This is a genomic window from Kocuria coralli (genome assembly GCF_008831305.1).
Classification (GTDB): domain Bacteria; phylum Actinomycetota; class Actinomycetes; order Actinomycetales; family Micrococcaceae; genus Kocuria; species Kocuria coralli.
Genome location: NZ_ML708621.1, coordinates 22567 through 38246, shown reverse-complemented (window position 1 = coordinate 38246; position 15680 = coordinate 22567). Strand labels below are relative to the sequence as shown.

Here is a 15680-nt window from a genome sequence, read left to right as displayed (position 1 = left end):
TAAGTGCATGCAGCGCCCTCGGATATGCACTTTTCCGTGTCCGGAACGCCTTCACTGCCTGTATGCCCTCGCGCTGGCCTCCGGGGAGAGGTCCAGGCGGCGCAGCAGCTGGGCGTTGAGGGCGACCACCACGGTCGAGGCGGACATCAGGATCGCGCCGACGCTCATGGGGAGAACGAACCCGATCGGCGCCAGAACACCGGCGGCCAGGGGCACCGCCGCCAGGTTGTAGCCGGCGGCCCACCAGAGGTTCTGCTTCATCTTGCGGTAGGTCGCCCGCGAGAGCTCGATGACCGACAGCACGGACCGGGGGTCCGAGGAAGCCAGGATCACGCCGGCGGACCCGATGGCGACGTCGGTCCCCGCGCCGATCGCGATCCCCACGTCGGCCCTGGCCAGAGCGGGTGCGTCGTTGACGCCGTCGCCCACCATGGCCACCTTGCGGCCGTCCGCCTGGAGCTGCGCGACCTTGGCGGCCTTGTCCTCCGGGCGCACCCCGGCGAAGACACGATCGATGCGCAGCTGCTCCGCCACCGCATCGGCGACCTCCTGCGCGTCTCCGGTGATCATGACCACCTGCACGCCCGCGGCATGCAGGGCGTCCACGGTCTCCTTCGACTCCGGCCGGATCTCGTCGGCCAGGCGCAGGGCGCCTATGACCCCGCCGTCGACGACGACGTACAGGACGGTCACCCCGTCATCAGCGTCCCGGTCGCCGACGGTGAGCTCCTCGGTCTGCCGCCGGCTGAGCAGATGCGGCCCGCCGACCTCGACGAGCCCGCCGTCGACGGTGGCCTTCACCCCTACCGCGGGCGAGGAGGAGAAGTCGCTCGAGACCGGCACGCTGAGCTCCCGGCTCCGGGCGGCCGCGACGATCGCTCGAGCCAGCGGGTGCTCGCTGTCGGATTCGGCGGCGGCGGCCAGCGCGAGGACCCGGCCCTCATCGTCTGGCTCAACGGGCTCGACGCCGATCACGGCCGGCTCGCCCTTGGTCAGGGTCCCCGTCTTGTCGAACAGCACGCTGTCGACGGTGCGCATGGACTCCAGCGCGAGCCGGTCCTTGACCAGGACGCCCCCACGGGCGGCGCGCTCCGTGGCGATGGAGACCACCAGCGGAATGGCCAGTCCCAGGGCGTGCGGGCAGGCGATCACCAGCACGGTGATGGTCCGCACGACCGCGCTCTCCGGCAGCCCGAACAGCGTCCATACCAGCGCCGTGATCAGCGCGGCTCCGAGCGCGTACCAGAACAGCCAGGCAGCCGCGGTGTCGGCGATCCGCTGCGCCCGGGAGGACGAGCCCTGGGCATCGGCCACGAGCTTCCGGATCCCGGCCAGGGCGGTGTCCTCACCCGTGGCGGTCACCCGGATCCGCAGGCCGGAGTCGGTGGCGACGGTGCCGGCCACCACAGCGTCCCCGGCCGACCGGTGCACGGTCTTGGACTCGCCCGTCACCATGGACTCGTCCATGTCCGCGGCACCGTCCACGATGTCACCGTCGGTGGGCACCGAGGCACCCGGGCGCACGACCACGAGGTCGCCGACCACGAGGTCCTCGGGCGAGACGGTCACGATCTCGTCGCCGTCGAGCTTCTCGGCCTCGTCCGGCAGCAGCGCGGCCAGGGAGTCGAGGGCCGAACTGGTCTGGGCGAGGGAGCGCATCTCGATCCAGTGGCCCAGCAGCATGATCACCACCAGCAGAGCCAGCTCCCACCAGAAGTCCAGCTCGTGATCCAGCAGGCCGATCGTGGCGCCCCAGGAGGCGACGAAGGCGACCGTGATCGCCAGGGCGATCAGCAGCATCATCCCGGGTTTACGGGAACGGATCTCCCCCCAGCCCCCGGTGAGGAACGGCCTCCCTCCCCAGAGGTACATCACCGTGCCCAGTACCGGCGAGATCCACCGGGTCCACGAACCACCGGGTACGCCGTAGCCGATCAGGTGGGCGAACATCTCGTTGAAGGCCACCACGGGGACGGCTATGGCCAGCATGATCCAGAAAAGCCGCCTGAACTGCGCCACATGGCCCGCGTGCCCCGCATGACCGGAATGCCCTGCATGTTCACCGTGGTCATGGGCAGCATGCCCGGCATGCTCCGAGTGATCGGTGCCGCCGTGACCATCGCGACCACTCTGACCGCTGGAGTCGCCGGGGCCGGCGCTGGGGACGCCCGGGTGCTCGTGCTCCATGAGCTCCGAGTGCTGGCCGTGCGCGGACCGCCCTCGCGAGCCTTCGTACTGTTCCTCGTCCTGACTCATACATCGACCGTATACCCTCAGGGGGTATATGTGTACCCCCTGAGGGTATACGGTCAGATCTTGATCCCGTCGCGCCGACCGGCCGGGATCATTCCTCCAGCCGCGGGATGTGGCGGGCGTCGATCTCCGCCACCTTGCCCACCCGGCGAGCGTATTTCTCCTCCGTGGTGCCCAGGTACTCCGTGCTCATCCAGGTCTTGACCACCTCGAGGGCCAGTGCGGAGCCGATGATCTTGCCCCCGATGCACAGCACGTTGGAGTCCGAGTGGGACCGGGCCAGACCGGCGCAGAACGGGTCCTGGGCCACCGCGGCGAAGACTCCGGGGAGCTTGTTCGCGATCATCGCGCTGCCGTAGCCGACGCCGTCCACGAAGATCCCGCGGTCGGCTTCCCCGCGGGCCACGGCCAGCGCGGCGGGGTAGACGAAGTCCGGCAGGTCACAGGCCTGCTCGTCGAAGGTGCCGATGTCGAGCACCTCGTGCCCGTGCTCTCTCAGCCATCCGGCGATCTCGGTCTTCAGGGCGAATCCGGCGTGGTCATTGGCCATAGCGATTTTCATGACCTCACACTAGCGGCACGGGTCACGGGAACCACAGGCCTCCCGCCCGGGTTGCCAGAGGGCTGCGATCATCCGCGCCCGGCTCGCCGCCTATCGGGACGGCAGGGTGAAGGCGAGGGCCTCGTCGAGGTGAGGATGACGGAAGGGGTACCCGGCGGTCACGAGCCGCTCCGGCGCCACGCGCTGGTTCGCCAGGGCCAGCTCCTCGGCCCCCTCCGAGCCGAGCAGTACCGCGGGACCGGCCTTGGGCACGGGCACCACGGCCGGCCGACGCAGGGCCCGCCCCAGGGTCTTCGCGAACTCCTTCTGGCGCACGGGCTCCGGGGCCACCGCGTTGACCGGTCCGCGCACCGAGGCGTCCATCACGGCCCACGCGTAGATGCTCGCGATATCGTCCAGGGAGATCCAGGAGAACCACTGCCGGCCGTTGCCCAGCGGCCCGCCGGCGCCCACCAGGTAGAGGGGCAGCTGGAGCTTGAGCACTCCGCCCAGGCTGGTGAGCACGATCCCGGTCCGCACCGAGACCCGCCGCATGCCCAGGTCCTCCACCCGCGCGGCCTCGGATTCCCACCCCCGGCAGACCTCGGCCAGGAAGCCCTCCCCGGTAGCGGCGTCCTCCGTGAGCACCTGGTCCCCCCGGTCCTTTCCGTAGGCGCCGATGGCGGAGGCGCAGACGAAGGCCTCGGGTCGGTCCTCCGGCATCAGGGAGGCGCAGGTGTCCGCGATCAGCCGGGTGCTGTCGATACGGGACTCGAGGATCCGCCGCTTGTTGGCGGCCGTGAAACGCGTGGCGATGGAGGCGCCGCCCAGATGGATCACGACGTCGGCCCAGGCCACTTCCCCCGGGTCCAGCCGTGACCGCCCCGGGTCCCATTCCACCTGATCCTCGCGACGTCGGTCTCCGCGGACCAGGGTGCGGACCTCATGGCCCGCCGTGGACAGCAGGGCGGCCACCTGGGCGCCGACCAGGCCGGAGGCACCTCCGATCAGGATGTTCAGCCTTCGGCCGTGGGCCACGGCTCCCAGGCTCTCCTGGAACTCCAGGTCCGCCTTCAGCCTGGCGGTCCGGTCCGCGAAGGTCTTCCGGAGCATGGACTCCATGGCCTTGGCGGTGAAGGCGTCCGTGAACCGGCCGGCCCCACGCAGCCGCTGCGGGAGCACCTCGTACTCGATCCGGTCGTGGACGATGCAGGACTCGCCCGCCTCCCGCTCCGATCCGGTACCGGAGGTGGGATCGGCGAACGTATGCGTGTGCGTCCAGGAGGCCAGGGGGCCCTTGACCATGCGGTCGACGAAGGATCTGGGGACGGGACCGTCCGCGTGCTGGGACACGAACGGCACCCTCACCGTTCCGGCAGTCCCCGGCACAGAGGTGCGCAGCCGGGCCCGGGTGCCCGGTGCCAGCGGAGGATAGGACTCCTCGATCACCGTCTGCGCCCACTCAGGACTCAGGCGGGTCAGCGCTCCCGGGCGGCGGTGCCACGCGTAGACCTGTTCTGCGGGGTACTCCACGCGCTCGGCGGACTCGAACAGGGCCATGACGGGCTCCCTCGATCAGACGTCGGGTGTCACTTCCGACAGTAGCCTGTCGATGACCTCCGGGGCACGCCGTTCGTAGTCCTGGATCCGTGCCCGCTCGTGTCCGTGCAGCAGCCCGACCACGTAACGGTCCCCTCCCGTACGGATCAGGGAGCGGGCCGCCGAGGCGAACCAGGCGTCCATGACGGCCGAGTCCATGATGTCGCTCAGCTCCCCCTGGATCTCCTCGGTGCCGTCCAGGAGGTGACGCCACGACTTCTTGGGTTCCAGGCCGGGGACCCCGGCAAGGCCTTCCATGCCGTAGCGCAGGTTCCGCAGGGCCTTGCGGTGCAGATGGACGCTGTCCAGGACCCGCAACGGGGTGGTGTCGGCGATAGTGGCGGTGTCCTCGACGCCGAGCTGCGCATCGGCATCCGACAGGGTCTCGTGCCAGCGTTTGACGGCCCGGGTGGCCACCTTCTTGCCGGACAGCGCGCGAGCCGCATCCGCGAGCCTGAGCTCGTCCTTCCACGAGTTCAGATCGGCCAGCAACTGCAGGTGCGCCTTGCCGTTGAGGTAGCGCACCGCGGCCGACCGGGTGGACTCGCGGTTGCCCTGCGCCAGGGTCCGGAGCTGTCCGAGCCCCGCGTTGCTGACCTGCTCACCGACGACGGCGGCGCGCAGCGGCAGCAGCTCGGCCACCACCTCCGCGTCACGGGCCGCGGACAGCTGCCCGCTGAGTGCCCAGAGCCGCTCCGAGAGCTCGAGGTGATCCGTCCCCGCGACCTCTTGGCCGACTCCCTGGATCAAGGCGATCAGGCGCCTGGCCGACACGCGCACCTCGTGCACGCCTTCGGGATCCCCGATGCGCAGCCGGAAGTCCGCGTAAGCCAAGGCGTCGGCCGAGGCGCTGATGAGGCTCCGGATCCGGTCCTCGGTGCTCTGCTCCGCCGGATGCGGGACCGCCTCGTCCTCGCTCCCCCTGTCCGGAGCCTTCTCGGGGTCCTTCGCCAGGGTCTTCGCAGAGGCCTTCCCAGCGGATTCCTCAGCGGGTTCCTCGCTTGACTTCTCACCGGACTTCTTGGCGGACTTCTTCTTGTGCTTCTTCCCGGACGCCTTCTGCTTCGCAGACTTCTTGCCGGACTTCTTGCTCGTTTTCTTGCCCGTTTTCTTGCCGGATTTCTTCTCGCCGGGCTGCTCGCCCTCGGCGCCCGGCTCGGCCACGGGCTCATCGGGAGAGGCGGCTTCCCGGACCGTTCCGTCCGGCTCTACGACGGTGACCGCGGGGGCGTCGTCGTCGGCACCCAGGGCGCGGGCGATCTTGGCCGCGGACTCCGACGGCGTCAGGCCGCCCGCCAGCAGCACCTGTTCCAGCTCCTCGAAGACCCGCGCCCCGTCTGCGCCCGAGTCGTTGACCAGCTCCACTTCGTACTCGGCCCAGGATCGCCGGACCCCGGTGCGCTCCGCGACGGTGGTGACGTCGTCGATGCAGATCTCGGCCACATGACCGAGGTCCGGATGCATCACGTTGAGCACCCGCCGGTCGGTGCGCACGGTGGCCAACGGGGCCAGTTCCTGTCCGGCCAGAAGCCCGGCGACGTACTGCTTCATCTGCGCAGGCAGGCGGTCGGAGGTCTTGAGCAGCGGCACGTGCAACTCGTGCTTCCCGAGCTCGTCCCGGTACTTGAGGTGCCAGCCGGCGTCGGGGCCTCCCCTGCGACGGCGCAGCGCGATCCCGAACCCCGCCAGGCGGTCCGAGCCGGTGTCGTAGTAGACCGCCTCCAGTGCGCGGCTGTCCACCTCCGGCTCCGTCGTCAGCGTGGGCAGCGCGCTCCAATCCGGCTCAGCGCCGGGAGGCACCTCGTACTTGCGCTCGATCTCCCGCTGGACGTTCGGTGCCATGAATTTCCTTAAGGTCGGGCTCAGGCGCGGCGACGGTTCAGCACGTCGTCCAGGTCGATGCCTGCGGCCTTGGCGGTCTGGGGTTCGGGAGCCTTGGCGGCGTCCTTGAGGCTCTGATCACGGGCGGGTGCCGGGACCTTGGGCACCACCAGGGCCTGGGGCTGCTCACGGTGCGCGACGGCGGTACGGGCGTAGGTGGGCTTGGGCACGGGAACGGGCTCCCAGGTCGTGCCCGAGGCCTGCGCGGATTTCACGGCGACCTTCCTGGCCGCCGCTACCAACTCCTCGTGGGTGGGGACGTCGCGGGCCACCGCGACAGGCTCCCTGGTGGATTCCAGCTCTTCCGCGCTGAGGTGCTCGGGCAGCTCGGCCGGAGCCTGGGCACCACGGGGCACCTGGTATTCGGCGTCCTCCGAGTCCTCGGCGAACATAAGATCGTCCAGGAACACGTAGTCCTCCGGCAGATCCAGGTCTGCGAGCTCCTGCTGCTCGCGGCGGAGCGATTCCTGCTCCACGTGCTCCTCGTTGTCGAACACGGACGCGGTCTCGCCGGACTCCGCGGGTTCCGCCGCTGCATCGAGCGCGCCGTCACCGGCTGCTGCCCCACTGCGCTCATGACGATCCTGCACCGCCAGGTAGCGCAGCGCTGCGATGGAGCCGGCACCGAGCAGCAGCAGGAAGACGGGCCACGGCCAGGTCACCGCCGCGGTCAGCGGCGCCAGGATCCCCGTCACGAGGGCCAGGAGGAGGGCGGCGCAGCCGAGCAGGAAGACTATGGTGCGATCCCACTTGATGTTCAGGCCCTCGAGGGCACCGGGCACCTTCGAGGTCACTCTGATGGCCATATCCTGACTCCTTGGAGGTCATCAGACACGGGCTCAGGTCTACCCGTGCTGGTCATGTACGAGATCTCGGCGTGGGTGGGAAGTGGAACAGATCGTCGAACCACATGTGCCGTACTCGGAAACCACCCCAGCGTGGTCCACGATATCCGAGAAGAACACACGTGTAATGCGCGGGCTCAGGCGTGTCTGCACCGAATCGGTCCCGGCAACGTCCTCAGACGAGCCTTCCCCCGCTCCAGCTGACGGAGGTGGCCGTGCCGGTGAACGGCCGCACCAGGCCTTGCGGCACCTCGGGCGCCGTCAGCGCGAAGCAGCGGTGATCGGCCCAGGCCCCGGCGATGTGCAGGTAATCCCGCGAGTACCCCTCCTCCCGGAACCCGAGTTTCTCGACGACGCGCAGGGACGCGGCGTTCTCCGGACGGATGCTGATCTGGATCCGGTGCAGGCCGGCCGGGCCGAAGCAGTAGTCCGTGGCCATCGCGACGGCCATGGGGGCGATCCCGCGGCCGGCCTGCCGCCCGTCCACCCAGTACCCGATGGACGCTGACTGGAACGCCCCGCGGGTGATCGACGAGACGGTCAGCTGGCCGATCAGATCCCTGCGGCCCGTGGCCGGATTGCGCTCGGTGATCAGCCAGGGCAGGCCACCGCCCGCCCTGGCATCCCTGTTCTGATCGCGGATGAACCGCCCGAACGATTTGGGCTGCTCGGACGGTTCCGGATGAGTCGCCTCCCAGGGAGCCAGCCATTCCCGGTTGTGCCATCGCACCGAATCCCACTCGGCACGATCCTGGCGACGCATGGGCCGCAGAAGCAGGTCTCCCCAGGACAAGCTCACGGGCCAGACGGCCCCAGCGGTCACTTGGCGTCGAGGCCCTTGGTGAACTCGACCAGCCACTCGCGCAGGCCGGGGCCGAGATCCTCGCGCTCGGAGGCGATGGTGATGTTGGCCTTGATATAGGACAGCTTGTCGCCGGTGTCGTAACGCCTGCCGCGGAAGATCACGCCGTAGACGCCGCCCCCTTCGCCGTCGCGAGCGGCCAGTTCCTGCATCGCGTCCGTCAGCTGGATCTCGCCGCCGGCCCCGGGCTCGGTGTGCTCGAGGACCTCGAAGACATCCGGGTGCAGCACGTAGCGGCCGATGATGGCCAGGTTGGACGGTGCTTCCTCGGGCTTGGGCTTCTCGACCAGCCGGTTGACCTTGACGTAATCCTGGCCTTCGACGGGGGTCACGTCCGCGCATCCGTAGGCGCTGATCGATTCCTGCGGGACCTCCATGAGGGCGATCACCGTGGCACCCGTGGACTCCTGGACATTGATCATGTCCTTGAGCAGGGTCTCCTTCTCGTCGATCAGGTCGTCGCCGAGCAGCACGGCGAAGGGCTCCTTGCCCACGTGGGTCTTGGCACGCAGCACGGCGTGACCGAGGCCCTTGGGGTCGCCCTGGCGGAGGTAGTGCAGATCGCCCAGGTCGGACGCGTGCTGCACGGCCTCGAGCAGCGCGTCCTTGCCGGACTCGGTCAGCTGGGCCTCAAGGGTGGGGACACGATCGAAATGATCCTCCAGGGCGCGCTTGGAGCGTCCCGTGATGACCAGCATGTCGTCCAGGCCGGCGTCGACGGCTTCCTGGACGACGTATTGGATCGCGGGGCGGTCGACGACCGGCAGCATCTCCTTGGGCGTGGCCTTGGTAGCCGGGAGGAAACGGGTGCCGAGGCCCGCTGCCGGAAGCACTGCCTTGCGGACGGTACGATGCGTATTCTCTTGGGTCATGGCCCGAGGATAACGGACCGATCCGGCCTGGCCGAGAGGGTCCGGGTCTCCATCTCCACGGGACGGCCTACAAGGCACCGCGCACCGCCGTGGGCCGCCGCAGACCGCCCCACCGTAACCACGCTCGATGATGCCGCGCCTGTGAGCTGCGACCCAGGCGAGGACCGGCGTCGTCACCCACTCTGGGGACGAACCCCCGCGGAGGAAGTTGTTCATGAACGTTCATCCCGGAACCGCCGCCGGCAAGGACGATCTCCGGCGCCGGATCCGCCGTGCCCGCCGGGAGCTGAGCGCACCCTTCCGGGAGCAGGCCGCCCAGGGGTTCCGGAGGGCCCTGAGCGGCCTGGCCCACGAACATCCGCACGGTCCGATCCTGGCCTTCCTGCCCACTGCCGAGGAGCCGGGGTTGGAACCCGGGCTCCGCGACCTGCTGGGAACGCGCGAGGTCTGGCTTCCCGTGACCCAGCCGGACCGCCACCTCACCTGGTCCCGGTGGGAGGAGGGCACCGGCTTCCGGGCGACCGGACCCGGCGGCCTCCTGGAACCTGAGGGGGACCGCGTGCCCGCGGCGATCCGCCCGGCCTTCGTCCTGGTTCCCTGCCTGGCGGTGGACGGCCGCGGCATCCGGCTGGGCATGGGCGGGGGTTTCTACGACACCTTCCTGACGGGGCTCGACGAGTCCGTCGAGCGAGTGGGCTGCATCTTCGCCAGGGAGCTCCTCCCCGCGGGCGCACTGCCCGCGGATCCCTGGGATGCCGCTGTTCACCGGGTGCTGACCGAACGCGGGATCCAGCGGCCGGCAGCGTAGAATCTCCAGTCGGGCCCGGCCGGCGAACCGGCGAGGAAGCGCAGGACCGCGTCCGGCCCGATCCGCCCTCATCTGTCCCGTCCTCATCTGTCCCAAGGAGCTTTGCGTGCCCGTCTACGCCTACAAGTGCAAGAACTGCGGCCACCAGTTCGATGTCCGCCAGTCCTTCACGGACGACCCGATCAAGCACTGCGTGGAGTGCGGCGGCGACGTGCGCAAGCAGTTCAACTCCGTCGGCGTGGTGTTCAAGGGGTCGGGTTTCTACCGGACGGACTCCCGCTCCGGCTCCGGTGACGCGCAGCGCTCGGGTGGTTCCGCAGGCGGAGCATCGGAGACGAAGAAGTCCACCTCGGACGCCCCTGCCTCGGCGTCGTCGTCGAGCGCTCCGGCCGGCTCCTCCGCCCAGGCCTCCTCGAGCAGTTCGGGACCGTCCAGCACCTCGGCGCCCTCAGCCTGAGCGGACGCGCAGGAGCGAACGGGCAGGGCAGGCTCCACAGCCACCTCTTCCAGGCAACTAGCCATTGACTGCCCACAATCCACGCTGAGCACCGGGCGACGACGGTCGCGCCCGGCCTAGCGTGCGTCCATGCGGCTTCCAGGACGTACACGGTCTCTCCCCCGATCAGCGCCAGGTCCGGCCTTCGCGGGCTCCGGAGCGCCCCGCAGGGCCCGGGGCTCCGACCGGACGAGCCGTCGGGCCCCGGGGAAGCCCCCACGACGGGGCAGACAGCGGCGGCCCTCCTATCCCCTGGCGCTTCAGCTCCGAACCGCGATCTCCCGCAGACGGCGTCTGGTGGCCGCCGCCCTGCTGAGCGTGGCGGCCGCCGTCCTGGTTGTGCAGATCAGCCCCGCCGGCCGCGAGACGACACCCGTGGTCGTGGCCGCAGGCTCGCTCGGGGCGGGTACGGTGCTGTCCTCCGCCGATCTGCGGATCGCGGACTATCCGGTCGCTCTGGTCCCCTCACCCGCGTCCCCCGATCCGGGAACGGAGGGCACGGGCGGTGACCCGGCGTCGATCGACCACTGGGTCGGCAGGACCCTGTCCACGGCCGTGGTCGAGGGGCAGCCCCTGACCGGCCCCGGGGTGGTCGGCCCGGACCTGCTGACGGGACAGCCGGCGGGTTCCACGGCCGTGACGGTCAGGGTGGCCGACCCCGGTGCCCTGACCCACGTGCGGCCGGGCCAGCGCGTGGACCTGGTGCAGCCCGGAACCGGCTCCGGCATCGACGAGGATCCCGAGCCAAAGGACAGGGAGAAGGTCGTGGCACGTGCTGTCACGGTGCTGTGGGTGGCCGGTCCGGCAGAGCCCGATCCCGGCCTGCTCTCCGCCTCCTCCGCCGGTTCGGATCGCGATCTGCTGGTAGTGGGCGCGGACACCCGGACCGCCCAGTCGATCGCGGGCAATGACAGCCATCAGCTGGTCCCGGTCCTCGTCTCGGCCGGCGATTCTCCAGCCCCCGATTCTCCAGCCCCGGGGCCTAGCCCCAGTGCGGCGGACGCTGAGCCCTGAGCCAGTCGGCTCGTTCGTCCCAGCCCTCCGCCTCCCCGGGGGCCTCCGGTGCGGCGGCTGCCTCCCACCCGGCGAGCGCCGGCTCCGGTTCCCCCGACCGGGGTCGTGGCCGGTCCTGGCTCCCATCGGTGGAAGCGGAGGCGCCGCCGCCCGAGGCGCGGCGTGTCCCCCGGGAACGTCGTGCTCGCGGGAGCTCTCCGGAACCGGGGGCGGCATGCGTCCCTTCGCGGGGATCAGGGCCGGAAGGCGATGCCATGGCTAGTCCCGGCCGGTTCCCGGACGGGACTCCTCAGCCCCGGCCCGCTCGTCGTCGGCGGGCAGGCCCAGGTACCGGCGGATCAGCTCGGCCACGGTATCCGGATCCGTGAACACCTCGATGGTCCAGAGGGTCAGGTAGTTCCAGCCCGCTCGTTCCAGATTCTGCGGTCGCAGGCGGGCCCGCTCGCGGACCGAGGTGACCGCTGCCTCAGGGGAGCCGTCCGACTCCACCGCCACCGGGATCCGCAACGGCTGCCCCTCGGCACGACGGCGTCCGCTGACCACCGCCCCAGCGGACATGGACTCGGCGGTCTCGGCCCAGGCCACCAGGTCGATCGTGTCCTGGAAATGATGGCGGACCACGGCGCCGCGTTCCACCAGGCGCCGGGAGAGGTCCTGCACCAGCGCATCCTCGTGAACGGCGGCGTCGGCCAGGTCCATGGGATCGTGCACCACCGTACGCGCCGGGGCAGCCGTGCCCGCATCGGGCTCCTCACCGGGCGCCGCCACGGCTCCGGGGGAGTCGCTCGTGTCGTCTCTCTCCCCGCCGGCGGCCTCGTCGGGGCTCGTGGGGGTGCGGCTTATCGCGGGTTCACCGGATTCGTCGTCGCGCACCAGCGACAGCACGGGGCGGAAGCTGCCGGTATCGGTGTTCTCCGCCTGCTCCGGCGGTGTCTCCCGCTCGGCAGGCTCCGCGGTCCCGCCGTCGGCCGGCACGGGCTCGTCCCCGGCGGGTTCCCCCGCCGGGACCAAGGGCGCCAGGGCGACAGCCTCGCGCACGTGCCCCGCCCTCTCCATGCGCTCCAGCAGCCGGTAGAAGTCCCGGGCACCGTGATGGAGTGCCTGGGGTTCGATGTCGTCGGGATGGACCGCCGAGACCACCAGCGTCTGGTGCCGGGCCCGGGTCATGCCCAGGACGAAGTTCTGCCGCCCGCGGGCCTCGGAGAGCTCGCCGAAGTAGGGGGCCACCACCCCGTCGTCAGTGCGGCCGAAGCCCAGGCTGAAGATGACGGTGTCCCGCTGCAGGCCCACGGCCCGGTGGATGTCCACCACGCGGAACGACTCGCTGCCCGCCTTGAAGAACCCGGCCACCTCCGGGTGCTGGGCCAGCACCGCGCGCACTCCCTGAGCCACCCGGGCGGCATGCGCGGCACTCGGGGTCACCACGGCCAGTGAGCGGTCGGGGGTCTGGCTCGCATGGCGCAGGATGAGCTGCACCACCCGCCGGACCTCGGCATTGGGCGACTGCACTCCCTGGCGGCCCGCCGTCTGGGCCCCCACGCCATTGGCGACGTACTCGACCTGGAGCATGGGCAGTCCGCCGACCACGGCGTCGGCCGTCGGCATGCGGGTCAGCGCGGAGTCGTAGAAGTCCTCGTTGAGCTGTTCGAACAGCTCGGTGTCCATGTCCCGGTACATGGTGGAGAGCACCCGTTCGGGGACCACGCGGGCGAGCGCGTCATAGGCCGAGTCCACCTCGGCGGGCGCGGTGCGCTGCGGCGAGGTCATGGGAGCCACCGTGAACGGCTGGGGGCTGCCGAGGGCGGGGTCGCCGAAGGCCACGACCTGCCGCGCCCGCGTCACGGCAGGGAGCACGGAGGCCAGCGGCGAGGACTCGCCGTCGAGCACCACCACGGCGTCGACCTCGGTGTCCTCCGGCAAAACGGCCGAGAGCACCAGCGGGCTGGCCGTCCAGACGGGCACGAGGGAGGGGACCAGGGGCTCGCACGCACGCAGGAGCTGGTGCAGCGGTGCGGAACCCTGCCGGAGCATCTCGCGCAGCTGGCCCGCCGCGTCGGGGCGCTCGGCCACGGCCCGGTGCCAGCGCTGGGCCAGCGACCACTGCAACCGCGAGGGCCCCGAGGAGATGTGCATCCAGTCGGCACGGCGGAACTGCTGCTCGGCGGCGCGCAGGGACGGCCCGTCGGTCATGGGCAGGAAATCGTCGCCCGAGACCATGGCCTCCAGGATCGACTGCCACCACGCCAGATCGAACTCGTCGGAGACCTTGTCCTTGGGGGTCCGGTGCTTGATGAGGTTGTCGATGAACTCCCCCAGGCCGCGATCCCGCAGGCCCTCCAGCAGCAGGATCCGCTCGGGGATGGTGGCCAGGTTCTCCTCGTCGTCGATCAGGTCGTTGAGGATCTCGCGCAGGGATCCGGCGTCCTGGTCCGCCAGGCCCCGCCCGGTCTCGGAGCCCTCGAGGGCGATGGCAAGACCCTCCAGGTCCTGCATGAAACGGTCGTGGATCGCGGCGATGTCATCGACGTCGGCGGAGACGGTGGGCTGGATCAGCTTGGAGGACCATGCCCGCCAGCGGTCGCGCTCCGACTGCACCTTCACCAGCGCCGAGTGGAGGTCGTTGAGGTGCACCCCGGGCCTGATGTACTCCTTGGCGGCCTTGCGCAGCCGGGAGCGCTGCAGCCCGGACATGTCGATGGCATGGTCCTTGCGCCACGAGGAGCCGGCCGTGGCGGCGATCAGGTCCGTGACGGGGCGGTCGAAGATGTCCGGGGTGAAGCGCTCGAGGGAGTCGCGGACCTCCTGCAGCAGCCTCAGCTGCTGCCCCCACTCGGGCACCGTCGCGGCCGGGGCGAGGTCGGAGACGGCGAGCACCTTGCGCATGCCCGTCTCCAGCGTGGTCAGCTCCAGCAGCAGCGACTGCGCCAGATGCCGGGCCTGACGGGTCTCCTCGTCGTTGATCAGGCGCGCCCCCTCCCAGGGGCCCTCCAGCGTCTCGTGTTCGAAGGCGCCCAGTTCGGCGGCCCGCTCGAGCTGGCGGGTGATCTCCTTGCGGTGGGCCGAGGCGTCGAGGACCCCGCGGGAGAAGCGCACCTTGGTCCGCGGGCCGTCGGCCCGGGAGGTGAGGTCCGCGAGTGCCTGCATGGCCTGATAGGGCGAGGCGCCCCAGCGCGGGCGGTGGGCGTGCAGCGACCGCACGTGCTGGGAGAGCTTGGCCCGGACGGAACGCAGCTGCTCGTGCATCTGGCCCAGGTCCGGCTCCTCGGCGCGCTCGTTGCGGCTGATCGCCTCGATGAGCTGGCGGGCGACGTCCTCCCCGGTCAGGTGCGACCCCAGCCGGAGCACGGTGGAGCTCAGTCCCAGCATCTCGAATCCGCGATGGAAGTCCGCCAGCGTGGACCGGCGTTCGGCCAGCACGAGCACCGACCTGCCCTGCGCCACGAGGGCGCCGACGGTGTTCACCGCGGTGCCGATCTGACCGGTCCCGGGGGCGGACCTGACCACGAACGAATGGCCTTCGGTGGCGAGGTCCACCACCTCCTGCTGGGAGGAGTCGGCATCCAGCAGGAGCAGCTCGTCCTCGGGATCGCGTTCGTCCAGAGGGGCGGCGGACGAGGCGATCGGCTGGACCACGGGCTCGGGAGCCCCGGGCTCCATGAGCCGCGCCAGGTCGCGTACGACGGCGGTCCCGGTCGGAACCCGGTCGTCGGCGGGACGGTCATGGAGGTCCGCGAACGTGGAGACCAGCAGCCGGTGCTCCACGTGCATGCCCGGCACGGAGGCGGCCACGGCACGCAGGTTCTCCAGGACGGGGGCCGGGTCCAGGCGGCGGGTGCCGTAGGCCAGGCGCGCCATCTCCCCCGTGCTCAGATCGAGGTCGTGGTCCTCCAGCAGGCGCCTGACCAGTGCGGGGTTCAGCCGTGCGGGGCCCACCAGCTGGAGATCGAAGTCGTCGTGGTCGCTACGGGGCTTGATCGTGATCGGCGCCAGCAGCACGGGGGCGATGAAGCGCTTCTCCGTCCCGCCCTGCGCCGATCCCCTGGGCCCTTTCCCCCGCGGTCCCTGGTACAGCCATGACGCGGTCCCCGCGGCGAAGTAGGCGGCGTCCAGGCCGTGCTGCGTGGACAGCTCGTGGACCTTGGTCCGCAGCGCCTGGGCCGCGGCGGCCGCCCGGGCGAACTCGTGCGGTTCGCGCACGATCGTGGACAGCCGGGTCGGCCGGCTCATCAGGAGCTGCGCCTGCCCGGAGGAGTTGGCCTCCGTCAGGTCGATGCAGACGTTGTCCACCTGGTTGAAGTCCAGCAGCGTATCCGGGCCCGTGTATGCATCCATCTGCCGGGTCCAGGCGTGCAGGGAGACGGTGCCCGGGGTGGAGGACGGGTTGGACGAGGGGGACAATTGTTCTCCTGATGAATTCGACGCGTGAATTCGGCGGTGAATGGGGCGGGTGCGGTGGATCGCGTGGGGCCCGTCAGACCGGACGGGGCCGCGCGGGACGGCGGTTCATGC

At 70.6% G+C, this 15680-nt stretch carries 11 protein-coding genes; 3 read left to right on the top strand and 8 right to left on the bottom strand.

Annotated elements, in window-relative coordinates:
• Positions 1-51 precede the first annotated feature (51 nt).
• The 7 genes from FCK90_RS10750 to galU form a co-directional block, all read right to left on the bottom strand.
• The gene (locus FCK90_RS10750) at positions 52-2256 is read right to left on the bottom strand and encodes a heavy metal translocating P-type ATPase (RefSeq protein ID WP_246180175.1); all 2205 of its coding nucleotides are present in this window, start codon (positions 2254-2256) and stop codon (positions 52-54) included.
• Between the two features lie 88 nt (positions 2257-2344).
• A complete protein-coding gene (locus FCK90_RS10745; protein ID WP_158034302.1) occupies positions 2345-2815 on the bottom strand; it encodes an RpiB/LacA/LacB family sugar-phosphate isomerase in 471 nt (156 codons plus the stop codon).
• 90 nt (positions 2816-2905) lie between these two features.
• A complete protein-coding gene (locus FCK90_RS10740) occupies positions 2906-4354 on the bottom strand; it encodes a TIGR01777 family oxidoreductase (RefSeq protein ID WP_158034301.1) in 1449 nt (482 codons plus the stop codon).
• 15 nt (positions 4355-4369) lie between these two features.
• A complete protein-coding gene (locus tag FCK90_RS10735) occupies positions 4370-6235 on the bottom strand; it encodes a CYTH and CHAD domain-containing protein (RefSeq protein WP_158034300.1) in 1866 nt (621 codons plus the stop codon).
• A gap of 20 nt (positions 6236-6255) precedes the next feature.
• Positions 6256-7080 (bottom strand): hypothetical protein, encoded by an 825-nt coding sequence (locus tag FCK90_RS10730; protein ID WP_158034299.1) that lies wholly within the window; start codon positions 7078-7080, stop codon positions 6256-6258.
• 214 nt (positions 7081-7294) lie between these two features.
• Entirely contained in the window at positions 7295-7918 is a 624-nt protein-coding gene (locus tag FCK90_RS10725; RefSeq protein ID WP_281347450.1) for a GNAT family N-acetyltransferase, read from the bottom strand.
• Between the two features lie 20 nt (positions 7919-7938).
• Entirely contained in the window at positions 7939-8853 is a 915-nt protein-coding gene (galU, locus tag FCK90_RS10720; RefSeq protein WP_158034298.1) for a UTP--glucose-1-phosphate uridylyltransferase GalU, read from the bottom strand.
• A gap of 214 nt (positions 8854-9067) precedes the next feature.
• Here galU and FCK90_RS10715 point away from each other — a divergent pair, with 214 nt between their 5' ends.
• The 3 genes from FCK90_RS10715 (at position 9068) to FCK90_RS10705 (ending at position 11171) form a co-directional block, all read left to right on the top strand.
• A complete protein-coding gene (locus FCK90_RS10715) occupies positions 9068-9661 on the top strand; it encodes a 5-formyltetrahydrofolate cyclo-ligase (RefSeq protein WP_158034297.1) in 594 nt (197 codons plus the stop codon).
• A gap of 106 nt (positions 9662-9767) precedes the next feature.
• On the top strand, positions 9768-10118 hold the full coding sequence (locus FCK90_RS10710) for an FmdB family zinc ribbon protein (RefSeq protein WP_158034296.1): 351 nt from the start codon (positions 9768-9770) through the stop codon (positions 10116-10118).
• A 336-nt stretch (positions 10119-10454) separates the two neighbouring features.
• Entirely contained in the window at positions 10455-11171 is a 717-nt protein-coding gene (locus FCK90_RS10705) for an SAF domain-containing protein (RefSeq protein ID WP_181954290.1), read from the top strand.
• Positions 11172-11429: 258 nt separating this feature from the next.
• On the opposite strand, the gene FCK90_RS10700 is transcribed toward FCK90_RS10705, so the two are convergent.
• Positions 11430-15569, bottom strand: coding sequence for a hypothetical protein (locus FCK90_RS10700; RefSeq protein WP_181954289.1), 4140 nt, complete (start codon positions 15567-15569; stop codon positions 11430-11432).
• Between the last annotated feature and the right edge of the window lie 111 nt (positions 15570-15680).